This window comes from Candidatus Poriferisodalis sp. (assembly GCF_965204125.1).
Classification (GTDB): Bacteria; Actinomycetota; Acidimicrobiia; order Acidimicrobiales; family Poriferisodalaceae; genus Poriferisodalis.
In genome coordinates, this window is the sequence record NZ_OZ241968.1 from 1441858 (window position 1) to 1465845 (window position 23988).

The window sequence follows — 23988 nt, forward strand, 5'->3', positions numbered from 1 at the left end:
GTCCGACGGCGGAAGGCTCCACTGATGGCGTCGTACACGATCCCCCACGCGCCCGGCTTCGTGGCCAACGATGCGCCCCGCATCGTCACTGAGCGATTCGACCATCCCGACAGCTACACGCTCGAGCGCTACCTGGCCACCGGCGGCTACGAGGGTCTGCGTGCCGCCCTGAAGCGCACGCCCGAAGAGGTCCACGGCGAGGTTCGCAGCGCAACCCTGCTCGGGCGCGGCGGCGCCGGCTTTCCCGCCGGGGTGAAATGGGGCTTCTGCCCGCCCGGTGTGTGGCCCCGCTACCTCGTGGTGAACGGCGACGAGTCAGAGCCCGGCACCTACAAGGACCGCCTGCTGATGGAGCTCGACCCGCACCAGCTCATCGAGGGGTGCCTCATCGCCTGCTACGCAGTCGGGCTGTCGCAGTGCTTCCTGTACATCCGCGGCGAGATGGCCGTCGCGCAGGAGCGTGTGGCACAGGCCCTCAACGAGGCCTACGAGGCCGGCTGGGTGGGCCGCAACATCTGCGGCACCGACTTCTCGGTCGACATCGTGCTGCACTGGGGCGCCGGCGCATACGTGGTGGGCGAGGAAACAGCGCTCATCGAGAGCCTGGAGGGCAACCGCGGCATGCCCCGGCTCAAGCCCCCCTACTTCCCCGCCGCCATCGGCCTGTACGGCCAGCCGACCATCGTCAACAACGTGGAGACGCTGGCGAACCTGCCGTGGATTCTGCGGCACGGGGCCGAGGCGTTCACCGCCATCGGCACCCCCACGTCGCCCGGCACGCGCATGGTGGCGGTGAGCGGGCACGTGCAGCGCCCCGGCGTGTACGAGATCACCAACGGCACCACGACGTTCCGAGACCTGATCTACGGCGAGGACTACTGCGGCGGCATGCATCCGGGCCGTGAGCTCAAGGCCTTCGTTCCGGGCGGCGGCTCGGCGCCGTGGTTCACGCCCGCCCAGCTCGACCTGCCGTTCGAGGCGTCCGAGGTGGGGCCGCAGGGGTCGATGCTGGGTTCCGGCGCGGTGATGGTGATGGACGACACCACCGACATCCCCGCGGCAGCACTCACGCTGACGAAGTTCTATGCCCACGAGTCATGCGGCAAGTGCGTGCCCTGCCGGGAGGGGGCGACTTGGCTGGAGCGGGTGCTGCGGCGGGTGTGCGACGGCACCGGCTCGCCGCGTGACCTCGACGTGCTGTTCGAAGTGGGCGCCTCGATCTGCCCCGGCGACTTTCCCCACGCTGCGGTGCCCGAGCGGGGCCTCGAGCCGAAGCCGTTCCCGTACCAGATGACCACCATCTGCTTTGTGGGACCGTCCGCATTCGCCCCGGTGCATTCGGCCATGACGCTGTTTCCCGAGGAGTTCGAAGCTCGGGTCGCGCCGAATGCGCATCTCGACACCGGCATGCCCAACGGACCCGCCCCGAGTTCCATCTCGGAGGTGGCCATCCGTGTCTGACGCCACTGCCGCCGAAGCAGCGCCGAGCACCGTGGAGGTGACGATCAACGGCATCGCCGTGGATGCGCAGCCGGGCGAACTCGTCATTGCAGCCGCGGACCGTGCCGGGGTGCATATCCCGCGGTTCTGTTACCACGAGCGGATGAGCCCGGTGGGCATGTGCCGCATGTGCCTTGTCGAGATCGACACCGGGCGGGGGCCGCAGCTGCAGCCCTCCTGCATGGTCCCCGTCTCGCCGGAGATGGTGGTGGACACCACCAGCGAGCGCACGCAGCGGGCGCAGGAAGGCGTGCTGGAGCTGCTGCTCATCAACCACCCGCTCGACTGCCCGGTCTGCGACAAGGGCGGCGAGTGCCCCCTGCAGGACCAGACCATGGCCTACGGCCCGGGCGAGTCCAGGTTCGTGGAGGAGAAGCGGCACTTCCAGAAGCCGATCCCCATCTCCGACCTGGTCCACCTCGACCGGGAGCGCTGCATCCTGTGCGACCGCTGCACCCGCTTCGCAGACGAGGTTGCCGGCGATCCGCTCATCGACTTCACCGAGCGCGGCAACGAGACACAGGTGCTCACGTTCCCCGGCGAGCCCTTCTCGTCGTACTTCTCGGGCAACACGGTGCAGATCTGCCCCGTCGGTGCGCTCACCGCATCGCCGTACCGCTTCAAGGCGCGGCCGTGGGATCTCGTGGAGACCGAGTCCACCTGCACGACATGTGCCGTGGGCTGCCGCATCGCCGTGCAGTCGTCGCGCAATGAGCTGGTGCGCTACCTCGGCGTCGACATCGACCCGGTCAACCACGGCTGGCTGTGCGACAAGGGCCGCTTCGCCTTCGGCTCGGTGGCGAGCCCAGACCGCGTGACGGCGCCGCTGCAGGCCCGCACACCGTCGGGCACCACCTCCGACATCGCCGACGCCGAGCCGCTGCGCCGCTTCCAGCCGACCGACTGGGCGAGTGCCCTCGGTGCCGTGGCCGCTGCGGTGAAGGCGGCTCGACCGGGCGCGATTGCCGTGCTCGGCGGTGCCCGCGGCACCAACGAGGACGCTTACGCCTGGTCGAAGCTGGCTCGCACGGTGCTGCAGACCGACCACGTGGATGCGCAGCTCGGCGACGGGCTGCCCGCCGAACTGGCGGTGGGCCTGCCGGCAGCGACGATCGACGAGGCGTGCAGCGCCGACACGACCCTGCTGGTGTGCGGGGACCTCCGTGAGGAGCTGCCGGTTCTGCACCTGCGCCTGCGCGGCGCGGCCCGAGCAGGCACGACTCGGCTGGTCGAGATCGCTCCGACCACCACAGGTCTCACGCGAAACGCAGTTCGCAGCGAGCAATGCCGCGGCGGCGAGGCAGCATCGGTGCTGCGGAACCTGCTCGACGGCGATGACCCGCTGGCCGGCGAGCTGGCATCCGGATCGGTCGTCGTGGTGCTGGGCCGCTCGTCGGTGTCGGAATCCGCCGAGGCGACGGCTGAGGTGGCCGCGGTGATCAGCGCTCGCGTCCCCCACGCCCGCTTCCTCGTCGCCGCACGCAGAGGCAATGTCCGCGGCGCGCTCGACATGGGCTTGGCGCCGGGGATGCTCCCGGGACGGGCACTGAGTGCCAGCCCGCCGCTAGAGCTTGCAGCGGAGTGGGGCGAGCTGCCTGGCGAGCGCGGGCACGACGCCACGGGAATCCTCGCGGCAGCCGCCTCCGGAGAGATCGACGTGCTCTTCCTGCTCGGCGCAGACCCTTTGACCGATTTCCCCGACAGCATGCTGGCGCGCCTCGGCGTGTCGGGCGCAGGCATGGTCGTGGCGGTGGACTCGTTCGTGAGCCAGTCGGCGGCGGAGGCCGACATCGTGCTGCCTGCCGCCGTGTTCGGGGAGAAGTCGGGCACCACGACCAACCTGGAGGGACGCGTCTCAGCCGTCGGCGAGCTGGTGACCGCACCCGGCTCAGCCCGCCCCGACTGGATGATCGCGGCCGAGCTGGCCGTGATGTGCGGCGGCGACCTCGGATTCCTGTCGGTGGATGAGATCACTGCCGAGATCGCAGCCATGTGCGCCACGCACGCTGGGGCTATCGGCCCGGACCTTGCCGCTGATGGTGTGGTGGCGTCGGGAGCGGCCTTCGAGCCCGAATTCCCGCCCGAACACGTCGCACCGGCGCGAGACGCCTACGGCCTCCGCCTGGTCTGCAGCCGCAAGCTGTACGACGGCGGCGTGACGGTCGACCAGACGCCTGCGCTGGCGTCGCTGGCGGCCGACACGGTGCTGCGCGTGCACCCGGTCGACCTGGAGCGTGTCGGCGTCGAATCGGGTACTGAAGTCGAAGTGCACTCCGACCGCGGTGCGCTGCGGCTGCCGATCGTGGCCGACGCCGACATCGCCCGCGGGAACGTCGTGGTGCTGTTCCCATCGCCCCTCATCGACGTGGGAGCCTTGATCGACGCGACGGCACCAGTCACCGACGTGCGGATCGAGACCCGCGCCGGCGAGGCGTCACGGTGACCGGCGACCCGCTGTTCGCGGACGGTGTCGACTGGGGCGACATCGGCATCATGGGCATCAAGGTGCTCGTGGCGTTCGCCGCCCTGCTGGTCGCCACCATGTTCATGATCTGGTTCGAGCGCAAGCTGATCTCGGACATGCAGCACCGCATCGGCCCCAACGTGGCCGGGCCGTGGGGCTTGCTGCAGGCCTTCGCCGACGGCGTCAAGTTCTTCTTCAAGGAAGACCTGCGCCCCGCCAATGCCGACCCCCTCGTGTTCCGGCTGGCGCCCTATATCTCGGCGGTCACCGCGTTCGTCGCCTTCGCAATCGTGCCGATCGGCGGCGTCTTCACCGACACTCCAGGCCGCAGCGGCACGGTCACGCTCTTCGGCAAGGAGACCATCCTGCAGGTGGCCGATCCGCCGGTGGGCATCCTGCTGCTGCTCGCGATGTCGTCGGTCGCTGTCTACGGCGTGATGCTGGCGGGCTGGTCCTCAGGTTCGAAGTATCCGCTCATCGGGTCGGTGCGGGCCTCGGCACAGGCCATCTCCTATGAAGCCGCGCTGGGCATGTCCGTTGTCGCCGTGGTGATCACGGCAGGCACGCTGTCCACTCACGAGATCGTGAGGGCTCAAGCGGGCGGCGTGGATGAGTGGCTCCTCATCACGACAGGCTTCGTTCCGTTTCTCGTGTTCCTGATCTCTGCCACCGCGGAGTTGAACCGTCCCCCGTTCGATCTCGTCGAAGCCGAGCAGGAACTCGTAGGCGGCTTCCACACGGAGTACTCGTCGATCCGGTTCGCCCTGTTCTTCCTGGCCGAGTTCATGAACGTGATCACGATGTCGGCGATCATGGTGACGCTGTTCTTCGGCGGCACGGCCGGGCCGGTGTTCTTCGGCTGGACGTGGTTGTGGCCGACCGTGTGGTTCCTGGCCAAGGTGTTCGCCTTCCTGTTCGTGTTCGTCTGGTTCCGCGCCACGCTGCCCCGCCTGCGTTATGACCAGCTGATGTCGCTGGGCTGGAAGGTGCTCATCCCCGTGATGCTGTTCTGGCTGATGTTCTTGGGCCTGCGGCAGCTGGTGGTCGATCAGGGCTGGAGCACACTGCAAGAAGTGGTGGTGGTGCTGGGGCTGAGCGCTGCTGGGCTCGCGCTGGGTTGGACGTTGCTGGCGGCGGCACTGCGGGCAGCCAAGCGCAACACGGATTCCGAAGGTCTTGGTGATCACGATCCTGAGGAGTTGATGCCGGTCGGTGCATCGCCAGATGACGCCGGACCGGGAGGGGACCGCTGATGGGCTACCTCGACGGCTTCAAGGTCACGTTCGGCAAGCTCTTCGGCGAGCGGGTCACCACCGAGTACCCCCAGGAGAAGCGGCCGAAGCCGCCCCGCTTCCACGGGCGCCATGTGCTCAACCGCTACCCCGACGGCATGGAGAAGTGCATCGGGTGCGAGCTGTGTGCGGGCGTCTGCCCGGCCCGGTGCATCTACGTGCGCGGGGCCGACAACCCGCCCGATGACCCGGTGTCGCCGGGGGAGCGCTTCGGCTACGTCTACGAGATCAACTACCTGCGCTGCATCCACTGCGACCTGTGCGTAGAAGCCTGCCCCACCGAGGCCATCACCGAGACGAAGGTCTTCGAGTTCAGCTTCCCCACCCGCCGCGACGCCATTTACACGAAAGACGAATTGCTCACCGACGACGACGGACGGCCCCGGCGGCAGCCATGGGAGCTGTGGCACGACGGCGACGACGAGCACACTTCGGGCTGGATGCGGGCCACCTCGCCGTCGGGCCAGCCCGACTACGAGGGCCGTGTCGGCTGGAGCGGCGAGCTGGGCTACGGCGTGCGAGCGCCCGAGCAGGGCCAGCACGCCGACTACGACGCCGGCGATCCCTCAGCCGATCTCGACGAGCCAGCCGACCTCGACGAGCACAGCCACGCGTCTGCGGCAGGAGATCATCACTGATGGTCGAAGTGGTGGTGTTTGCGGTGGCCGGTGCCGCATGTCTCGTCGGCGCGGTCGGCGTGGTGCTGTCGCGCAATCCGGTGCACGCAGCGCTCATGCTGGTGATGACGCTGTTCGGCATAGCGGTGCTGTTCGTCGCGCTGCAGGCCCACTTCATCGCCGCCGTGCAGGTCATCGTGTACGCCGGCGCCATCGTGGTGCTGTTCCTGTTCGTCATCATGCTGCTCGGCGTGGACCGGGCAGCCGAGCTGTCGCTGGGCGCCTTGCCGGCCCAGCGGTGGACCGCGGCGGCATTCGGGCTCGGCGGTGCCGCCGTGCTGGTCTGGCTGGTCGCCGCAGTCGACCGGATCTTCAAGGGCGCTCGCTCGTACGAGCTGGAGAGAGCAGGCATCGTCGTAACCGAAGCTGACGCAGCCGCCACGAGCTATGCGACTGATGTCAACGCCATCGCCCGGTCGCTGTTCTCCGACTATGTGTACGCCTTCGAGTTGACGTCGCTGCTGCTCATCGTGGCGGTCATCGGCACGGTGATCCTTGCGCGACGCAGTTACGGCGCCGATGGACGGCGCGCCGGCCAGCACGGCGGCGAATCGGCGCCTGCAGAGAGCGGCGCGACGCCGCAGGAGGCACGCCAGTGAGCGGCCTCGAGGTGACCACCGGCTGGTACCTGACGCTCGGAGCGATGCTGTTCCTCATCGGCGGCACGGGCCTGCTGGTGCGGCGCAACCCGCTGATCATGCTCATGTGCGTCGAGCTGATGCTCAACGGCGTCAATCTCAGCTTCATTGCCTTCGCCGACCGCTTCGGCGATGTGCACGGGCACACGGTGGTGCTGTTCGTGCTGGTCGTTGCGGCGGCCGAGGTGGTGGTGGGTCTCGGACTGGTGGTGGCGGTGCTGCGCGCTTCGCCCCGGGCGACAGCGGACGATCTGTCGGCCCTGAAGGGCTGAGGCCGGGGGACTGAGTCGATGGTCGAGCTCGTATGGCTTATCCCCGCGCTGCCCCTCGCCGGGTTCGCGGTGCTGCTGCTGGCCGGACCGCGCCTGGGCGAGCCCCGCGCCGGCTGGCTGGCGACGGCGGCCAGCGCCGGATCATTCCTGTTCACGCTCGTCACGTTCGGCGGGCTGCTGGCGCTCGAGTCGGCCGACGAAGGCGGTGCCGGTGGGCACGGCGGGCGCTGGTTCGTCTCGACGCTGTTCGAGTGGATGCCGATCGGCGGCCTCGAGGTCGACGCTGCCCTGCTGGTTGACCCGCTGTCGATGACGATGGCGCTGTTCGTGACCGGTGTCGGCACGCTCATCCACCTGTACTCGGTCGGCTACATGCACGGCGACCCGAAGTACTCCAAGTTCTTCCTGTATCTCAACCTGTTCCTGTTCTCGATGCTCATGCTGGTGCTGGGCGAGAACCTCGTGGTCACGTTCCTGGGCTGGGAGGGCGTCGGCACCTGCTCCTACCTGCTCATCTCGTTCTGGCACGAGCGGCCCACCGCTGCCACCGCCGGCAAGAAGGCGTTCGTCACCAACCGCATCGGCGACTTCGGCTTCATGATCGCCACGTTCCTGCTGTGGACGACGCTCGGCACGGTGTCCTACGCAGGCATCGCGGCAGGGGCGCCGGCGCTGGCCACCGGCACCGCCACCGCTGTCTCGCTCTTGCTGCTGCTCGCCGCCGCGGGCAAATCAGCCCAGCTGCCGCTGTACGTCTGGCTGCCCGACGCCATGGAGGGCCCCACCCCGGTCTCGGCCATGGTGCACGCCGCCACGATGGTGACGGCCGGCGTATATCTGCTGGTTCGGCTCAACCCGGTGCTCACTGACACGGCGCTGCTCATCATTGCGATCGTGGGCGCAGCTACCGCGCTGTTCGCGGCGCTGGCGGCAGTGGCACAGCACGACATCAAGAAGGTCCTGGCGTACTCCACGGTCAGCCAGCTCGGCTACATGTTCCTGGCGATTGGCTCGGGCGCATACGTGGCGGCGATCTTCCACGTCGTCACCCACGCGTTCTTCAAGGGTCTGCTGTTCCTGGGCTCCGGCTCGGTCATCCACGGTCTCGGCGACGAGCAGGACATGCGCAGGATGGGTGCGCTGCGCGCGGTCATGCCCGTCACCGCCGTCACGTTCATCGTCGGATGGCTGGCGATTGCCGGTGTGCCGCCGCTGTCGGGCTTCTGGTCGAAGGACGAGATCCTGCTGGCCGCCTGGGAACACTCCTACGTCACTCTCGGCTGGCTGCGCGTTGGACATGTGCTATGGGCCGTGGGACTGGTCACGGCGCTGCTGACCGCCTATTACATGAGCCGCCAAACCTTCCTGGTGTTCTTCGGCGGCCAGCGTTGGGATGACAGCGCTCACCCGCACGAGTCGCCCGCCACCATGACGCTGCCGCTGGTGGTGCTGGCCGGGGCGGCCGCCATCGGCGGGATCATGAATCTGCCGCTGGTGGGCGACTGGTTGGTGCTCGAGCATTTCTTGGAGCCCGCCTTGGCTCATGAGCATCGCTTCTCCTCGCAGACTTGGGAGAAGCTGCTGCTCGCATTCGTCGCAGTGCTTGCGGCGCTGATCGGCATCACCGTCGCCGCAGCGACATGGCTGCGTTCGCGCCTTCCCGGCAACCGGCTCGAACCGGCGCTGCTCGAGAACGTCTTCTACGTCGACTCGACCATCTCCAACTTCGTCGGCGGGCCGGGCACCAAGGCGTTCGAGGCCGCCGCCACGGCTGACCGGCGCTTCGTCGACGGTGCCGTCAACGGCGTGGCGAAGCTCGTCCGGATGCTCGGCGAAGCCGTGCGGCCGCTGCAGTCGGGCTACCTGCGGCACTACGCATCGGGCGTCGCCGTCGGTGCAATCATCCTCGTCATCTGGCTCGCGCTTCAGGGCGTCTCATAGCCATGGGCTCCCTGCTCGCCGCCTCGGGCTCCGCCGGCGATTTCCCGCTGCTGAACGCACTGATCTTCGTGCCCGCGGTGGGTGCGCTGATCGTCGCGCTGCTGCCGCGCAGCCGCCCGGATCTGGCCCGCCCGTTGGGCACGCTGTTCGCGGCCATCGGCGGTGCGCTGGCGCTGGCGCTGGCGTGGCAATTCGAAGCTGCCGATGCTGGCTTCCAGTTCGTCAGCCAGCAGTCGTGGATCCCGGCGCTCGGCATCTCGTGGCAGGTCGGTGTTGACGGCATCTCGCTGTGGCTGGTGGTGCTGACCAGCGTGGTGGTGCCGATCGTGCTGGCCGGCGTCGACCCGCACCACGATCCCAAGCCCTACACGGCATGGATGCTGCTGTTGCAGGCTGGCTCGGTGGGCGCTTTCGTCGCGCTCGACCTATTCGTGTTCTTTGTGATGTTCGAAGTGGTGTTGGTGCCCATGTACCTGCTGATCGCGGGATGGGGCTACGAGGGACGCCGCTACGCCGCCACAAAGTTCTTCATCTACACGATGGCGGGCTCGGCACTGCTGCTCGTGGCGATCGTGGCCACGGCCGTGCTCGGCTCGCCCGACAGCGGCATCACGTTCGACCTCCAGACGCTCGCCGAAGGGCAGCTGCTGGGCGAGAACACCGCACGTCTCTGCTTCGTCGCGTTCGCGATCGCGTTCCTGGTGAAGGTGCCCGTGGTGCCGTTGCACACCTGGCTGCCCGATGCGCACACCGAAGCGCCCACAGCGGGTTCGGTGGTGCTGGCGGCTGTGTTGTTGAAGCTGGGCACCTATGGCCTGCTGCGCTTCGGGCTGTACCTGTTCCCCGAGGCGTCCGACTGGGCCGCGCCCGTGCTGGTGACCGTCGGCGTGGTGGGCGTCATCTGGGGTGCGATCACCGCCGCCATGCAGCGCGATCTCAAGCGTCTCGTGGCGTACTCCTCGGTGGCCCACATGGGCTTCATCGTGCTGGGCATATTCGCCTTCACCGCCCAGGCAGTCGGCGGCGGCGTGATCCAGATGGTCAACCATGGCATCAGCACCGGCGCCTTGTTCCTGCTGGTGGGGATGCTGTACGAGCGGCGGCACACCCGCCAGATCGACGAGCTCGCCGGCATCCAGTCCGCAGCGCCGGTCTATGCCGGGGTGTTCACGCTGATCATGCTGTCGTCGGTGGGCGTGCCGGGCCTGAACGGGTTCGTGGGCGAGTTCCTGATCCTGATCGGCTCGTTCGAGACGCGGCGTTGGTGGACGGTCATCGCCGCTTCCGGGGTGATCCTGGCAGCGCTGTACCTGCTGTGGGCCTACCAGCGGGTGTTCCACGGGCCTCCTGCAGCGGCCGACCGGCAGACGGCCGACCTGCGCCGCGGCGAGCTGCTGACGCTGGCGCCATTCGTCATCGCCGCGGTGGCGCTCGGTGTGTACCCGAAGCCCCTGCTCGACGCAGTGGAGCCGGCTGCCGACAAGCTGCTGGAGCACTTCGAGGAACACAGCGGCTTCGAGGTGCCCGAACCCGGCGACCCCGTGGTGGTGGACCACGGCGACAGCGGCGGTGAGCACGACGAGGACGGCCACTGATGGCCCAGGTCGAGATCGCGTTCGAGGCCCCGGCCGTCGATTGGTGGGTGCTCACCCCGCAGATCATCCTCGTCGGCGCAGCGCTCGGACTGCTGCTGGTGGCCTCGCTGGCGCCTCGTGCGCTGCCGGACTGGGTGTCGACGATCGTCACGATCGCCACCGGCGCAGCGGCGGCCATCGTGGCCGCTGTTCAGTGGGCTGCCTGGGACCTCGCACCGCGGCCCACCCTGAACGGGGCCTTCGTGAGCGACGGCTTCAGCCTGCTGCTCACCGTGCTGGTAGGCGCCGGAGTGGTCATGACAGCGCTGGTCGCGCATTCGGCCCTCGACCGCTATGACATGGCGCCGCCGGAGTTCGCGGCGCTGCTGCTCGCCTCTGCCGCGGGTGCGGTCGTCATGGCCGGTGCGAACGACCTCATCGTGCTGTTCCTCGGTCTTGAGTCGCTGTCGATCGCGCTGTACGTGCTGATCGCACTGGCGGGGCGGCGGGCGTCGGCACGCGAGTCGGCCATGAAGTACTTCGTGCTGGGGGCATTCAGCTCGGCGTTCTTCCTCTACGGCATCGCGCTGGTGTACGGGTCCACCGGCAGCACGAACCTCAGCGGGATCGGCGGTTTCCTGTTCGGATCGATCAGGGAAACCGACTACCTGCTGCTTGCCGGCATTGCGTTGCTGCTGGTCGGCTTGGGCTTCAAGGTGGCCGCTGTCCCGTTCCATTTCTGGGCACCCGATGTGTACGAGGGCGCGCCCAGCCCGGTCACCGGCTACCTGGCGTCGATCGCCAAGGCGGCCGGCTTCGCTGCGCTGGCGCGGGTGCTGTACGTGGCGGTGTTCGAGCAGAGCACTGCGTGGACGCCGATCTTGGTGGCGCTGGCGTTCGCGACGCTCGCCGTGGGCGCAGTCATGGCCATCTGCCAGAACGATGTGAAGCGGATGCTGGCCTACAGCTCGATCAGCCACGCAGGCTTCGTGCTGGTCGGCCTCTCCGCGGTCCCGGCGGCCAGCGGACTGGTGCAGTGGGCTGAGGAGGGCGGCGGTGACGCTGTGTCGTCGTCGGTCTTCTATCTGATTACTTACTCGTTCATGGCGCTGGGCAGTTTCGCGGTGCTGTCGGTAGTCGGTGCCGAGCTTCGATCGTCGGAAGCCGATGCGAGCGCCCACGCATACAGCCGCTACGGCGGGCTCGCACGTCGCCGCCCTGTTCTGGCACTTGCGTTCACCGTGCTGCTGCTGGCGCAGGCCGGCGTGCCGTTCACGGCCGGCTTTGTGGCCAAGTTCGAGGTCATCCTGGCGTCCATCGACGCCGAGGGCTACGTCTTGGCCGCAGTGGCCATGGTCACGGCCGTGGTGAGCGCCTTCGCCTACCTGCGGGTCGTACTGGCCATGTACGCCCCGGAGGAGTCGGCCGACGGCGACGACAGGGCTCCCGCAGCCCGACGGGGCCGGCCACGCTGGGGCGGCCTGCCCCTGACCTCGGTGTTCGCCATCAGCCTCGCGGTCGCCGTAACGGTCGTCGTGGGCGTCTTCCCGCAGACGCTCCTCGAATGGAGCCAGCAGGCCGTCTTGTCGATCATCCCGTAGCCGAGTTTCCGGCATCGCAGATTCGGCGCAGGGTGGCGCGAAGTCGCTAGCGTTGCGGTCCGTGTCCGACCTCTTGCGGAGCTATCTGACCGTCGCAATCTTCGGCGCAGCGGCAGTCCTGATGGCCTTCACGATGTTCGGAGTCGCACGGGTCCTGCGGCCGCAGCGACCGACGCCCCAGAAGCTCATCGCATACGAGAGCGGCGTCGATCCGGTCGGCAGCGACTGGACCCAGAGCCAGATCCGTTACTACGTCTTTGCGGTGCTGTTTGTGCTGTTCGACGTGGAGGCCGTATTCATCTTTCCTTGGGCGACGCGACTCGAGGTGTACGCCCTGTTCGGCCTGGTCGAGATGGCGATCTTCATCTTCATCCTCGTGCTGGGCCTGTTCTACGCATGGCGCAAGGGCGTCCTGCGCTGGGTGTGAGGGGCTGAGGGAATCCCGCGATGGCACTGGTCGACAAGGTCAAACTGCCCAAGCCGCTGAGCTGGTTGCTGAATTTCGGCCGGGCACGCTCGCTGTGGGTGTACCAGTGGGGCTTGGCGTGCTGCGCCATCGAGATGGGCGCCGCATTCGGTTCGCCCCGCTATGACGTGATGCGTCTGGGCGTCATCCCGTTCCCGGCCAGCCCGCGCCAAGCCGATCTCGTGGTGATCTCCGGCACCGTCACCGACAAGATGGCGCCGGTCATCCGCCGCCTGTACGAGCAGATGCCCGAGCCCAAGTACGTCATTTCGATGGGCTCGTGCGCCAACTGCGGCGGGCCGTATTGGGACAGCTACTCGGTGACCAAGGGCGTCGACCAGGTCATCCCGGTCGATGTGTACGTGCCCGGCTGCCCACCGCGGCCCGAGGCGCTGCTGGAAGGCATCGTGCTGCTGCAGGAGCGCATCCAGCGCGAGGACATGCAAGAACGCTGGCGCGGCGAGCCGATAGTGGTGCCGGCGGCGCCGGCAGCACCCGCGGGATCGGCGCAGGCGTAGCCATGGCCGACGGCACCGGCGACGAGCAGACAGACGACGCAGCAGCGCCCGGCGACGAGGCGCGTGAAGCGCTCGCCGCCGAACTGTCCGAGCTGCTCGGCGATGCGGTGGTCGAATCCCACGTGGAAGCCGGCCAGAACCTCTGGCTGCGCATCGACATCGAGCAGTGGCATGCCGCGATGGCAGCGCTGCGCGATGCAGGCTTCGCCTACTTCGGCTTCCTGTCGGCCATCGACTGGACCGATGCGCCCGAGGGCCGCTACGAGGACACCGAATTCGATGCTGCCGGCGTCGGCGAGGAAGACGACGAAGCATCCAGCGCCACGGCCGAGGAGACCGTGCGGCTCGGGGGCGGCGAGACCCGCTTCCAATTGCTTGCGCAACTGCATTCGCCGGCCCGACACGCCGCCGTGCTCATCAAGGCTGACGTGCCCGAGGCCGACGGCGCTCCCGCATCGGTGCCGTCGATCATCGACATCTTCTCCGGGGCCGACTGGCACGAGCGAGAGGCCCACGAGATGTTCGGCCTCGTCTTCGACGGCCATCCGAACCTGGAGCACATCTACCTGCCCACCGAGTTTGAGGGCCACCCGCTGCGCAAGGACTTCCCCTTGCTGGCTCGTGCGGTCAAGCCGTGGCCCGGCGTGGTCGACATCGAGGAGATCCCGCCCGAGCTCGAAGCCCAGCTCGAGGCTGAGGTGATGGCCGAATTCGAAGCGTCGGGAGCGGGCGCATGAGCCCCCCGCCGACGGCATCGGCGCTGCGGGAGCAGCAGGCCTACGTGGCGGCGCAGGCCGCCGACGCCCGCGTCAATGTCGAGCTCGACACCGGCGACATGACGCTCAACATCGGCCCGCAGCACCCTGCCACCCACGGCACGCTGCGCATCGCCTGCCAGCTCGACGGCGAGCAGGTCATCTCCGCCGAGCCCCTCATGGGCTACATGCACCGCGGCTACGAGAAGCTCTGCGAGGTCCGCACCTACCCCCAGTGCACCACGCTGATCAACCGCATCGACTGGCTGGGCAGCTTCGCCAACGAGGTGCCGTTCATCCTGGCGGCCGAGCAGCTGATGGGCGTGGAGGCCCCGCCCCGTGCGCAGTGGATCCGCACCATCCTGTTCGAGCTGAGCCGCATCGCGAACGTGTCGCTGTTCCTCGGCGACATGGGCGTGCAGGTGGGCGCGCTGACCCCGGTGTTCTTCGCCTTCCGCGACCGCGAGCGGGTGCTCAACCAGATCGAGGAAGTCACCGGCGGCCGATTCCACCCCAACTTCGACCGCATCGGCGGCCTGAAAGACGACATCCCCCGCGGCTGGATCGCCGAGACGCACGCCGTCATGGCCAAGATGCGCGGCTTCTGCGACGAGATGGAAGACCTGCTCATGGGCAACGAGATCTTCCAGACTCGCTGTCGCAGCGTGGGCGTGATCCCGGGCGACGTGGCGCTCAGCTACGGCCTGTCGGGCGCCAACCTCCGCGCCAGCGGGGTCGACTGGGACCTGCGCCGCGATGCCAACCCGGGCCTCGCCTGGGACCAGGTCGACTGGCGGGTCTGGACCCATCCCGACGGCGACTCGTTCGCCCGCTACTGGGTGCGCCTGCAGGAGACCCGCGAGGCCACCAAGATCGTCGACCAGCTGCTCGACGGCATCCCCTCCGGCCCGATCATGGCCAAGGTGCCGCGCATCATCAAGGTGCCCGCCGGCGAGGCGTACGTCTCCACCGAGAACCCGCTGGGCGAGATGGGCTACTACGTGGTGTCCAAGGGCGGTCTGGGGCCATTCCGGGTGAAGATCCGCACGCCCAGCTTCAGCAACATCTCGGTGGTGCCGTGGGTGATGCGGGGCACGTACGTGCCCGACATCATCACCATCCTCGGCTCGCTGTACTTCATCCTCGGGGACATCGACCGGTGAGCGCGGCACTGGGCCTGGCGTACTGGGCCGAGACCAGCATCAAGCTGGGCGTGGCGCTCATCGTCATCCCCACGGCCGCGCTCATGCTGGGCTACCTGTTCCTGCTCAAGATGATGGCGTTCATGCAGAGCCGGCTCGGCCCCCAGGACGTCGGCCCCTACGGCACGCTGCAGCTCATCGCCGACGCGGTGAAGTTCCTGCAGAAGGAAGACATCCACCCCGCCGCCGCCGACCGGCGAGTCTTCCGGGCAGCCCCGGTGGTGGTGCTGGCCTCGTCGTTCCTGCTCTTCGTGGTGCTGCCCACCGGCCCCGACGCGGTGGTGGAGAACCTCGACACGGGGATCTTCTACGCGATGGCGGTCTCGTCGCTGTCGGTGCTGGGCGTGCTGATGGCGGGCTGGGCGTCGGCCAACAAGTACGCCTTGCTCGGCGGCCTGCGCGCGGCTGGCCAGCTCATCGCATACGAGTTGCCGCTGATCCTCGCCGTCATGGGCGTGGTCATCCAGGCCGACTCGCTCAACTTGCAGGAGATCGTGCGGGCGCAGGCCGAAGGCGAGATCTTCGGCTTCGGCCTCATCGGCAACCCGTTCATCCTGACGCAGTTCATCGGCTTTCTGATCTTCATGATCTCCGCCCAAGCCGAGCTGACCCAGACGCCGTTCGACATGCCCGTGGCTGAGACCGAGCTCGTGGGCGGCTTCCACGTGGAATACACGGGCTTCCGCTTCCTGCTGTTCTTCATGGCCGAAGTGGCCACGGCGTTCGCCTTCTCGGCACTCGCCACCGTGATGTTCCTGGGCGGCTGGTGGATCCCCGGCTTCGACTTCAACGCGCCGGTGCTCAACGTGCTCGGCCCGGTCGTGATGCTCGTGAAGATCCTGGTGGTGGCCTTCATCATCTTCTGGATCCGCTTCACCTACCCCCGCCTGCGCGAAGACCAGCTCCAGAAGTTCGCCTGGAAGGTGCTCATCCCGCTGTCGCTCGCGAACATCGTCGTGACCGGAATCTTCAAGGTGGTGCTGTAGATGCCACAACTTCCCGGACTGCTGAAAGGCCTCGGCGTGACGGCGCGCACCGCGATGCGCACGCTGTTCCCCAAGCGGGGCATCCGCACGCTTATCCCTGCTCCCCAGCAGGGCTCGGTGACCGTGCAGTACCCGCACGAGAAGGAAGCCCCGCCCGACCGCGCCCGGGGCGTGATCGCCCTGCACGAGGAGAACTGCACGGCCTGCATGCTGTGCTCTCGCTCCTGCCCCGACTGGTGCATCTACATCGAGGGCCACAAGGTGAAGGCCCCGCCCCGGCGCGCCGGCGGTGCGGTCCGCTCGGTCAATGTGGTCGACCGGTTCGACATCGACTACGCGCTGTGCATGTACTGCGGCATCTGCGTGGAGGTGTGCCCGTTCGACGCGCTGTTCTGGTCGCCCGAGTACGAGTACTCCGAACCCCACATCGCCGATCTTCTGCACGACCGGATCCGGCTCAGCGAGTGGATGGAGACCGTGCCGGAATTTCTCGAGTACGAGCCTGGCTCGGAGCAGAAGGTGCGCAAGGTTCCCGACTTCGGCACTGACGACTTCGCGCCGGCGCGGAAGCTCGAAGCCGACGACGCAGCGCCCGCGCAGAAGCTCGGAGCGGGGAGCTAGGACGCCCGATGGTTGCGCAGAACATCGCCTTCGGCATCATCGCGGCCATCACCGTGGCGGCCGCGCTCGGGATGGTGACGACGCGCAACATCGTGCACGCAGCCCTGTTCCTGGTGGCCGTGCTGGGCGGCCTCGCAGCCAACTACGTGCTGCTCACCGCCGAGTTCATTGCCACCACGCAAGTGCTCGTCTACATCGGCGCCGTGATGGTGCTGTTCCTGTTCGGCATCATGCTCACCCGGGCGCCGATCGGGCGAATACCCCAGATGACCGGGGCCACCTGGCCGGTAGCCGCGCTGTCGGCGCTGGCCTTGGGCGGCATCACCGTGTATGCCCTCATCGACCGCTTCGGCACCGACTCGCTGGCCACCGACAACACGGTGTTCCGCACGGCTGACGTGTCCGACTCGGTCTTCTCCCAATACATCATCCCGTTCGAAGCCGTCTCGGTGCTGCTGCTGGCCGCACTGATCGGCGCCGTCGTGCTGGCGCGCAGGGACTGAGGCGGGGGTTGAGTTCATGTTGCTGAACCAGTTTCTGCTGCTCGGTGCGCTGCTGTTTGCAGTCGGCGTCTATGGCGTGCTGGCGCGCCGCAACGGCGTGATGGTGCTGATGTCGATCGAGCTGATGCTGAACGCCGTCAACCTCAACCTGGTGGCGTTCGGGCTGCAGCACGACGTGGTGTCGGGGCAGGTCTTCGCCCTGTTCATCATCGCGGTCGCAGCGGCCGAGGTCGGCGTGGGCCTGGCCATCGTGCTGCTGCTGTATCGGAACCGCAAGTCGATCGCGGTCGACGAGTTCGACCTGATGAAGGGCTGAGCGCGCGCGTATGTGGACTTGGATCCTCGACAACGTCTTCGACCTTGAGTCGTACCTGCGCAACGCGTTCCTCATCCCGCTGATCCCGGCGGTCTCGTTCCTCGTCATCCTGCTGTTCGGACGCAGCGTCATCGGCGCCGAGCGGGTCCACAAGGTGGGCATCACCGCGGTGGGCATCGTGTGGGTGCTCTCGATGATCGCGGCAGTGTCGTGGATCACCCGGGTGGAAGACAGCACGTCGTCGAAGTACGACGACGCCGAGCACGCCCAGATAGCCGTCAACGAGGGGCTGAGCGCTTCAAGCGCCGGAGGGCTCGACGGCGAGCTGTATCTCGCCGCCGAAGACGACGGCCACGGCGGCGACGGGGGCGGCTACGCCACCACCGAGCCGGTCATCTCCGAGGTCGACGGCTGGTGGTCGAGCAGCGGCGTCGACTTCGCCGTGGGAACGCTGGTGGACGGCCAGACGGTGCTGCTGCTGATCGTGGTCACGTCGATCTCGTTGCTCGTACACATCTATTCCAGCGAGTACGTGAAGGGCGACCGGCGATTCGTCCACTACTACGCCTTCCTGAGCCTGTTCACCGCCTCGATGCTCTTCTTCGTCATGGCCCAGAACCTGGTCCAGATGATCGTGGGCTGGGAGTTGGTGGGCGTGTGCAGCTTCGTGCTCATCGGGCACTGGTGGGAGGAACGCCCCAACACCGACGCGGCGGTGAAGGCCTTCCTGACGAACCGCGTCGGCGACATCGGCCTGCTGGTCGGGGTCATCATCCTGTTCGGCACCTTCAAGACGTTCGACATCGACACCATCAACCGGATGGTCGGCGAGATGGGCAGCGAAGTCCACTTCGCCATGCTCATCGCGTCGATCGCGCTGATGGCGGCAGTGTGCTCCAAGTCGGGCCAGTTCCCGCTGCACACCTGGCTGCCCGACGCGATGGCCGGGCCCACCCCGGTCTCCGCGCTGATCCATGCAGCGACGATGGTCGTGGCGGGCGTGTTCATGATCGGCCGGCTGTACCCGGTCTTCTTCGAGGGATTCTCCATCGGCACCTCGTCGATCAACCTGATGGCGTTCATCGGCGGCTTCACTGCGCTGATCGGCGCCGGGCTGGCCTTCGCCCAGTGGGACATCAAGAAAGTGCTGGCCTACAGCACGGTCAGCCAGCTCGGCTACATGGTGATGGCGCTGGGCGTGGGCGCTTGGACCGCCGCCATGTTCCACCTGTTCACGCACGCCTTCTTCAAGGCCTGCCTCTTCCTGGGGGCCGGCTCGGTCAGCCACGCCGCACATCACACCTTCGACATGCGGGAGATGGGCGGCCTGCGCAAGCACATGCCGCACACGTACAAGACGTTCGTGATCTCGACGCTGGCGCTGGCCGGCATTTTCCCCTTCGCCGGTTTCTGGTCGAAGGACGAGATCCTGCTCGGGGCACACGCGGGCCAGGACGGTGCCGGCTCGTTCCTGTTCCTCGGCAAGTACCCGCTCATGCTGGTGTTCGGCTGCGTGGTGGCGCTGCTCACCGCCGCGTATATGACCCGGGTGATCTGGTACACGTTCTGGGGCGAGTACCGGGGCCACGGCCACCCGCACGAGTCGCCCAAGGTGATGACCGTGCCGCTGTGGATCCTGGCGGTCATGGCAGTGGTGGCCGGTGTGTTCAACCTGCCGACGCCGGTGATGGAGATCTTCGGTCTCGAAGGCCTCGCTCATCTGGTGCAGACCTACGCCGAGCCCACCCACTACCTGAATGCGGTCGGGCTGTCGCACCCCGACCCGTCGTTCTGGCTGGCGCTCGTGGGCCTCGGGCTGGCACTGACCGGCATCGCCGTCACGTTCATGTACTTCTGGCGCAACGCCGGGCCGCACGGGCTCACCGAGCGGAACCGCTACGCCAAGGCGGGGTACACCTTCCTCGAGCAGAAGTACTACCTCGACCACCTCTACACCGACATCGTGGTGGGCTCGATCAAGAGGCCCATCGCCCGGGCCGCGAACTGGTTCAACGACAACGTGATCGACTTGGTGGTCAACCGTGCCGGCGAGGGGGCACGCGACAGCGGCCGCTGGGTGTACCGCTGGATCGACCAGGGCACCATCGACAACACCGTCAATGCGCTCGGCAGCGGTGCCGATGCCGGCGGTCAGGGTCTGCGGGTGATGCAGACCGGCAAGGTCCAGAACTACGGCTCGTTGCTGTTCGGCACCGCGGCCGTGGTCGCCATCGTGTTCGTGATCGTGCTGTGAGCAGTGAGATGACGCAGGCAAACAGACAGAGTCGTAACCGAGAGGGAGCTTCCTAGTGGACGCAACTGGATTCGACGCTTGGGCGCTGACGCTCGCGGTGTTCCTGCCGGCCGTCGGCGCGCTCGTGATGATGGCGGTACCGCGCGCTCGCGAACTCGAGCTGAAGACGATCGCGCTGGGTGCCTCGCTGGCGTCGCTCGCGGTCGGCGTGTACCTGCTGTTCGCCTTCGACTATGGCAGGGCGGGCGAGCTGCAGTTCGGCGTGCACAAGGGCTGGATCGACGCGATCAACGCCGACTACATCCTGGGACTCGACGGGCTGTCGCTGCCGCTGCTGATCCTGTCGATGGTGATCATCCCGCTGTGCGTGATCTATTCGTGGGAGCACATCCCCGAGCCGGGCAACGCCAAGGCCTTCCTGATCCTGATGCTGATCCTGGCATCGGGCATGAACGGCACCTTCGTGGCGCAGGACCTCATCTTGTTCTTCGTCTTCTTCGAAGTCGTGCTGCTGCCGATGTACTTCATGATCGGCGTGTGGGGCGGCGAGAACCGTCGCTACGCCTCGCTGAAGTTCTTCCTGTTCACGCTGTTCGGCTCGGCGCTGATGATCGTCAGCTTCGTGGCGCTGTACTTCGTGGCCACGAACAAAGCCGGGACCGCGTTGAACACGTTCGACATGCAGGTCCTCAAAGACGCCGCCGGCGGCGATCTGGCCCGGGGCACCCAGGCGATCATCTTCGCCGGCCTCTTCATGGGCTTCGGCATCAAGGTGCCGATGTTCCCGTTCCATACGTGGCTGCCCGACGCGCACACCGAGGCGCCCACCGTGGGCTCGGTGATCCTGGCGGCCATCCTGCTGAAGCTCGGCACCTACGGCTTCGTGCGGATCGCCCTGCCGTTCCTGCCCGAAGGCGCTGCGGCGTGGGCGCCGTGGATCGGCCTGCTGGCGGTGATCGGCATCATCTACGGCGCCTTGGGCTGCCTGGCGCAGACCGACATGAAACGCCTCATCGCCTTCAGCTCGGTGGCGCACATGGGCTTCGTGATGCTGGGCATCGCCACGCTGACCCCGATCGGCATCAATGCCGCCGTGTTCGGCATGGTGGCCCACGGGATCATCACCGGGATGCTGTTCTTCCTGGCCGGCTCGGTGAAGGAGCGCTACCACACGCTCGAGATCAGCCGGCTGGGCGGCCTGCTGAAGTCGGCGCCGCGCATGGGCTGGATCCTGGCGATCTCTGCGATGGCGTCGCTGGGCCTGCCGGGTCTGGCGGGCTTCTGGGGCGAGTTCCCGGCGATCCTGTCGGCCTACAGCCCCGGCGCAGGCCTGTCCGAGGAGACCTTCCGCACCTACATGGTGATCGCCGCGGTGGGCACGGTGTTCGCTGCGGGCTACCTGCTGTGGCTGTTCCAGCGCAGCGCGTTCGGCGAGCCCAAGCCCGAATGGGAAGGCCACACGATCGCCGATGTGAACCGCTACGAGTGGGCCGCGTGGACGCCGCTCATCATCGCGATGGTGCTCTTCGGCTGGGTCCCCGGGCTGATCTTCGGCGTGGTCGATGACGTATCCATCGGTATCGCCGAGAGCATCAGCACAGCTGTGGGCGGGGGCTGAGCATGAACCTCGGGGCTCTTCTCGCGTTTGTGCGGCCGGATCTCGACTGGCACGCGCTCGCGCCCGAATTGACCCTGCTGGCAGTGGGCACGTTGGTGACCGTCGCCGACATCGCTCTCGACGACAAGGCCAAGCGGATAATGCCGACGCTGACCGGCATCGGTTTGCTGGTCACGCTGGTGCCGATCCTGACGCTGGCGGTGGACGGCGCCGAGCGGCCCATGTTCGGCGGGGCCTACGTGGTGGACGACTTCTCGCTGGTGCTCAAGGCGCTGTTCATCCTGGTCGGCTACGTGGTCGTGCTCATGTCGGTCGACTACGTGCGCGAGGGCGACTATTACGAGAACGAGTACTACACGCTGCTGCTGACCTCGCTGCTGGGCATGGTGATGATGGCCAGCTCGCGCGACCTCGTGAGCGTGTTCGTGGCGCTGGAGCTGCTGTCGATCCCGGCGTACATGCTGGCCGCCTGGCGCAAGGGCGGGCCTCGTTCCAACGAAGCGGGCTTGAAGTACTACCTGATGGGGGTGTTCGCCTCGGCGGTGATGCTCTACGGCATGTCGCTGGTGTTCGGCGTGGCCGGCGACACCGATTTCGGCACCATTGCCGCTGCGCTGACGGGGGAGGGCGCGAGCCCGATCGTCATCGTGGCGATCCTGTTCGTGCTGATCGGCTTTGCCTTCAAGGTGTCGGCCGTGCCGTTCCACACGTGGGCGCCCGACACCTACGAGGGTGCCCCGACGCCGGTGACGGCGTTCCTGTCGGTGGCGTCGAAGGCAGCGGGTTTTGTGGCGCTGCTGGGGCTGGTGTTCGTGGCCTTCGAGGGGGCTGCCGATGTGGTGCAGCCGTTCTTCTGGGTGCTGGCCGCAGTGACGATGACCGTCGGCAACTTGATCGCGCTGCGCCAGACGAACATCGTGAGGATGCTGGCCTACTCGGGTGTGGCGCAGGGCGGCTTCATGCTGGCGCCCTTCGCCGTGGCCTTCGAGGACGCCGCCTGGAACATTCCTGGCACCGACATCACCACGACGCCCTACTTCGCGATTGTCGTGTATGCCGTCATCTATGCCTTCATGAACCTGGGCGCGTTCAGCGTGGTGCTGGCAGTGTCGCGGCGGACCCGCTCAGGCGAGATCTCGAGCTACGGCGGGCTGTTCAGCTACGCGCCGGGAATGGCAGTGCTGATGACGCTGTTCCTGGCGGCGCTGGCCGGCATACCGCCGGCGAGTGGTTGGTTCGCCAAACTCGTTGTCTTCTGGGCCCTCGCCGGTGCGGGTACGCCCGCCGGTTGGGTGCTCGCCGTCATCGTGGCCGTCAACGCGGTGATCGCGTTCGGCTACTACGCCCGGGTGCTGGTGCAGATGTGGTTCCAGCCGGTGCCCGAGATGGTCACACTGGGCGTCGACTCTGGGGGCGACGACGGCGACGAGCTCGATGCCGCCGCTGCGACCGCCGAGCAGGACGAGCACGGCGACGCATGGTTGGCCACCGAGACTCGGCAGGCCACCATGGTGCGCTTCACCCCGGGCAAGATCCCCATGACCGGAGCACTGGCCGCAGCGCTGGCGATCACTGCAATCGCCAGCGTGGCGTTCGGCGTCCTCCCGGGCCTGGTGAGTCACTTCGGCGAAGTCGCAACATTCCACTTCGGCGGCTGAGCACTGGCCGGGCGCATGGTCCCGGCATTCAGTGTGAGCGGTTCAGGTCCATCGGCAAGCGACCTGTTGAATCGCTGGCCGCAGCGACGTGATCGAGGCGGCGAGAAGCGTGCCTAAGGTCCGCCGTTTTGACGAGTTCATGGAGGAGGCGCTGTATGGCGCTTCGGGTTTCTACGTGCGCGGGGGACGACCGGCGGCTCGGGGCGGTGATTTTGCGACTTCGCCCGAGCTGGGCACGCTGTTCGCTCGGTGCGTCGCCGGCTACCTGGACCGCACGTGGGATGAGCTGGGCCAGCCCGACCAGTTCGTAGTGATCGAGGGCGGCGCCGGCTGCGGGACGCTGTGCCGCGATGTGCTCGCGCATGTTGTGGCATGCCGCGATGCCGTGCGGTACGTGATGGTCGAGCGAGTGGACTGGCAGCGAGACGACGCGCTCGCCCGGATCGCCGATGCCGGTGAGTCGGAACGCGTCCGTGCAGCGTCGGATCTCCCCGCTGGCCCGCTCGTGGGCGTCGTGCTCGCCAACGAGCTGCTCGACAACCTGCCATTCCGCCTGCTGGAACGCTCGGAGACCGGTTGGCAGGAAGTGCATGTTGCGCCCGAAGGCGCGGTCGAAGTGCTGTGGGATGGGCCGGCCGATGCGGCGGCGATGGCTGAGGTGATGGCCCCTGACGCCGCACCGGGTGCGCGTGTGCCGCTGCAGTTGAAAGCTGCCGTCTGGGTCCGCCGGGCTCTGCGTTCGCTTGAACGCGGTCGGCTGCTGACGTTCGACTACGGCGTGAGCCGCACGGCCGAGCTGGCACAGCGTCCGCAGAGCGAGTGGCTGCGCACCTACCGGTCCCAACGCCGAGGGCATGACCCGCTCGACGCCCCAGGCACGGCGGACATCACCTGTGATGTTGCGTTCGACCAGATGCCGCCGGGTGCCACGTTGAGCACTCAGGCCGAATGGCTTGCCGCCGCCGGCGTCGATTCGTTCACGGCGGACGCGCGGGCACTTTGGCAGCGGAAGCGATCCAAACCGACGGCTGAGGCGCTTGCAGCCCGGGCGCTGCTCGACGAAGCAGCCGCGCTCACCGACCCCGACGGCATGGGCGCCTTCTGGGCGGCCGAATGGCACGCCGGCTGAGGG

General features: G+C 67.5%; 21 protein-coding genes. All 21 read left to right on the forward strand.

What is annotated here, in order from left to right:
- The first annotated feature begins 24 nt into the window (after nt 1-24).
- The 21 genes from nuoF (at nt 25) to ACOGXD_RS06930 (ending at nt 23985) form a co-directional block, all read left to right on the forward strand.
- Complete coding sequence (gene nuoF / locus ACOGXD_RS06830) at nt 25-1461, forward strand: NADH-quinone oxidoreductase subunit NuoF (RefSeq protein WP_419917125.1); 1437 nt, start codon at nt 25-27, stop codon at nt 1459-1461.
- Nucleotides 1454-3943 carry an NADH-quinone oxidoreductase subunit NuoG gene (nuoG, locus tag ACOGXD_RS06835; RefSeq protein ID WP_419917126.1) on the forward strand — a complete coding sequence of 830 codons (2490 nt, stop codon included), beginning with the start codon at nt 1454-1456 and terminating at the stop codon, nt 3941-3943. The genes nuoF and nuoG overlap by 8 nt, the downstream gene beginning before the upstream one ends.
- On the forward strand, nt 3940-5217 hold the full coding sequence (nuoH, locus tag ACOGXD_RS06840; protein WP_419917127.1) for an NADH-quinone oxidoreductase subunit NuoH: 1278 nt from the start codon (nt 3940-3942) through the stop codon (nt 5215-5217). The genes nuoG and nuoH (ACOGXD_RS06840) overlap by 4 nt, the downstream gene beginning before the upstream one ends.
- Nucleotides 5217-5894, forward strand: a complete 678-nt coding sequence (gene nuoI, locus ACOGXD_RS06845; RefSeq protein WP_419917128.1) for an NADH-quinone oxidoreductase subunit NuoI — start codon at nt 5217-5219, stop codon at nt 5892-5894. Before nuoH (ACOGXD_RS06840) ends, nuoI begins: the two co-directional genes overlap by 1 nt.
- The gene (locus ACOGXD_RS06850; RefSeq protein ID WP_419917129.1) at nt 5894-6532 is read left to right on the forward strand and encodes an NADH-quinone oxidoreductase subunit J; all 639 of its coding nucleotides are present in this window, start codon (nt 5894-5896) and stop codon (nt 6530-6532) included. Before nuoI ends, ACOGXD_RS06850 begins: the two co-directional genes overlap by 1 nt.
- Before the next feature lie 44 nt (nt 6533-6576).
- Complete coding sequence (nuoK, locus tag ACOGXD_RS06855) at nt 6577-6843, forward strand: NADH-quinone oxidoreductase subunit NuoK (protein WP_416246633.1); 267 nt, start codon at nt 6577-6579, stop codon at nt 6841-6843.
- 18 nt (nt 6844-6861) lie between these two features.
- Nucleotides 6862-8784 carry an NADH-quinone oxidoreductase subunit L gene (gene nuoL, locus ACOGXD_RS06860; protein ID WP_419917130.1) on the forward strand — a complete coding sequence of 641 codons (1923 nt, stop codon included), beginning with the start codon at nt 6862-6864 and terminating at the stop codon, nt 8782-8784.
- 2 nt (nt 8785-8786) lie between these two features.
- Nucleotides 8787-10379, forward strand: a complete 1593-nt coding sequence (locus ACOGXD_RS06865; RefSeq protein ID WP_419917131.1) for a complex I subunit 4 family protein — start codon at nt 8787-8789, stop codon at nt 10377-10379.
- Entirely contained in the window at nt 10379-11959 is a 1581-nt protein-coding gene (locus ACOGXD_RS06870; RefSeq protein ID WP_419917132.1) for an NADH-quinone oxidoreductase subunit N, read from the forward strand. Before ACOGXD_RS06865 ends, ACOGXD_RS06870 begins: the two co-directional genes overlap by 1 nt.
- Nucleotides 11960-12020: 61 nt before the next feature.
- Nucleotides 12021-12386 carry an NADH-quinone oxidoreductase subunit A gene (locus ACOGXD_RS06875; protein WP_419917133.1) on the forward strand — a complete coding sequence of 122 codons (366 nt, stop codon included), beginning with the start codon at nt 12021-12023 and terminating at the stop codon, nt 12384-12386.
- Between the two features lie 20 nt (nt 12387-12406).
- Complete coding sequence (locus ACOGXD_RS06880; RefSeq protein WP_419917134.1) at nt 12407-12943, forward strand: NADH-quinone oxidoreductase subunit B; 537 nt, start codon at nt 12407-12409, stop codon at nt 12941-12943.
- A 2-nt stretch (nt 12944-12945) separates the two neighbouring features.
- The gene (locus ACOGXD_RS06885; RefSeq protein WP_419917135.1) at nt 12946-13680 is read left to right on the forward strand and encodes an NADH-quinone oxidoreductase subunit C; all 735 of its coding nucleotides are present in this window, start codon (nt 12946-12948) and stop codon (nt 13678-13680) included.
- On the forward strand, nt 13677-14861 hold the full coding sequence (locus ACOGXD_RS06890) for an NADH-quinone oxidoreductase subunit D 1 (RefSeq protein WP_323671381.1): 1185 nt from the start codon (nt 13677-13679) through the stop codon (nt 14859-14861). Before ACOGXD_RS06885 ends, ACOGXD_RS06890 begins: the two co-directional genes overlap by 4 nt.
- Complete coding sequence (gene nuoH, locus ACOGXD_RS06895; protein ID WP_419917136.1) at nt 14858-15886, forward strand: NADH-quinone oxidoreductase subunit NuoH; 1029 nt, start codon at nt 14858-14860, stop codon at nt 15884-15886. Before ACOGXD_RS06890 ends, nuoH (ACOGXD_RS06895) begins: the two co-directional genes overlap by 4 nt.
- Nucleotides 15887-16507, forward strand: coding sequence for a 4Fe-4S binding protein (locus tag ACOGXD_RS06900; RefSeq protein ID WP_419917137.1), 621 nt, complete (start codon nt 15887-15889; stop codon nt 16505-16507).
- Nucleotides 16508-16515: 8 nt separating this feature from the next.
- Nucleotides 16516-17010: an NADH-quinone oxidoreductase subunit J gene (locus tag ACOGXD_RS06905; RefSeq protein WP_419917138.1), complete on the forward strand. Its 495-nt coding sequence runs from the start codon at nt 16516-16518 to the stop codon at nt 17008-17010.
- 16 nt (nt 17011-17026) lie between these two features.
- Nucleotides 17027-17326, forward strand: a complete 300-nt coding sequence (nuoK, locus tag ACOGXD_RS06910; RefSeq protein ID WP_419854811.1) for an NADH-quinone oxidoreductase subunit NuoK — start codon at nt 17027-17029, stop codon at nt 17324-17326.
- A 10-nt stretch (nt 17327-17336) separates the two neighbouring features.
- On the forward strand, nt 17337-19580 hold the full coding sequence (gene nuoL, locus ACOGXD_RS06915; protein ID WP_419917139.1) for an NADH-quinone oxidoreductase subunit L: 2244 nt from the start codon (nt 17337-17339) through the stop codon (nt 19578-19580).
- A gap of 55 nt (nt 19581-19635) precedes the next feature.
- On the forward strand, nt 19636-21198 hold the full coding sequence (locus ACOGXD_RS06920) for a complex I subunit 4 family protein (RefSeq protein ID WP_419917140.1): 1563 nt from the start codon (nt 19636-19638) through the stop codon (nt 21196-21198).
- A gap of 2 nt (nt 21199-21200) precedes the next feature.
- Nucleotides 21201-22856, forward strand: coding sequence for an NADH-quinone oxidoreductase subunit N (locus ACOGXD_RS06925; RefSeq protein WP_419917141.1), 1656 nt, complete (start codon nt 21201-21203; stop codon nt 22854-22856).
- A 109-nt stretch (nt 22857-22965) separates the two neighbouring features.
- The gene (locus tag ACOGXD_RS06930; protein WP_419917142.1) at nt 22966-23985 is read left to right on the forward strand and encodes an SAM-dependent methyltransferase; all 1020 of its coding nucleotides are present in this window, start codon (nt 22966-22968) and stop codon (nt 23983-23985) included.
- The last annotated feature ends 3 nt before the right edge of the window (nt 23986-23988 follow it).

Coding starts and splice junctions, on each gene's coding strand:
- nuoF (WP_419917125.1), top strand. CDS start 25: ATGGCGTCGTACACGATCCCCCACGCGCCCGGCTTCGTGGCCAACGAT.
- nuoI (WP_419917128.1), top strand. CDS start 5,217: ATGGGCTACCTCGACGGCTTCAAGGTCACGTTCGGCAAGCTCTTCGGC.
- ACOGXD_RS06850 (WP_419917129.1), top strand. CDS start 5,894: ATGGTCGAAGTGGTGGTGTTTGCGGTGGCCGGTGCCGCATGTCTCGTC.
- nuoK (WP_416246633.1), top strand. CDS start 6,577: ATGCTGTTCCTCATCGGCGGCACGGGCCTGCTGGTGCGGCGCAACCCG.
- nuoL (WP_419917130.1), top strand. CDS start 6,862: ATGGTCGAGCTCGTATGGCTTATCCCCGCGCTGCCCCTCGCCGGGTTC.
- ACOGXD_RS06865 (WP_419917131.1), top strand. CDS start 8,787: ATGGGCTCCCTGCTCGCCGCCTCGGGCTCCGCCGGCGATTTCCCGCTG.
- ACOGXD_RS06870 (WP_419917132.1), top strand. CDS start 10,379: ATGGCCCAGGTCGAGATCGCGTTCGAGGCCCCGGCCGTCGATTGGTGG.
- ACOGXD_RS06880 (WP_419917134.1), top strand. CDS start 12,407: ATGGCACTGGTCGACAAGGTCAAACTGCCCAAGCCGCTGAGCTGGTTG.
- ACOGXD_RS06885 (WP_419917135.1), top strand. CDS start 12,946: ATGGCCGACGGCACCGGCGACGAGCAGACAGACGACGCAGCAGCGCCC.
- ACOGXD_RS06890 (WP_323671381.1), top strand. CDS start 13,677: ATGAGCCCCCCGCCGACGGCATCGGCGCTGCGGGAGCAGCAGGCCTAC.
- ACOGXD_RS06900 (WP_419917137.1), top strand. CDS start 15,887: ATGCCACAACTTCCCGGACTGCTGAAAGGCCTCGGCGTGACGGCGCGC.
- ACOGXD_RS06905 (WP_419917138.1), top strand. CDS start 16,516: ATGGTTGCGCAGAACATCGCCTTCGGCATCATCGCGGCCATCACCGTG.
- nuoK (WP_419854811.1), top strand. CDS start 17,027: ATGTTGCTGAACCAGTTTCTGCTGCTCGGTGCGCTGCTGTTTGCAGTC.
- nuoL (WP_419917139.1), top strand. CDS start 17,337: ATGTGGACTTGGATCCTCGACAACGTCTTCGACCTTGAGTCGTACCTG.
- ACOGXD_RS06925 (WP_419917141.1), top strand. CDS start 21,201: ATGAACCTCGGGGCTCTTCTCGCGTTTGTGCGGCCGGATCTCGACTGG.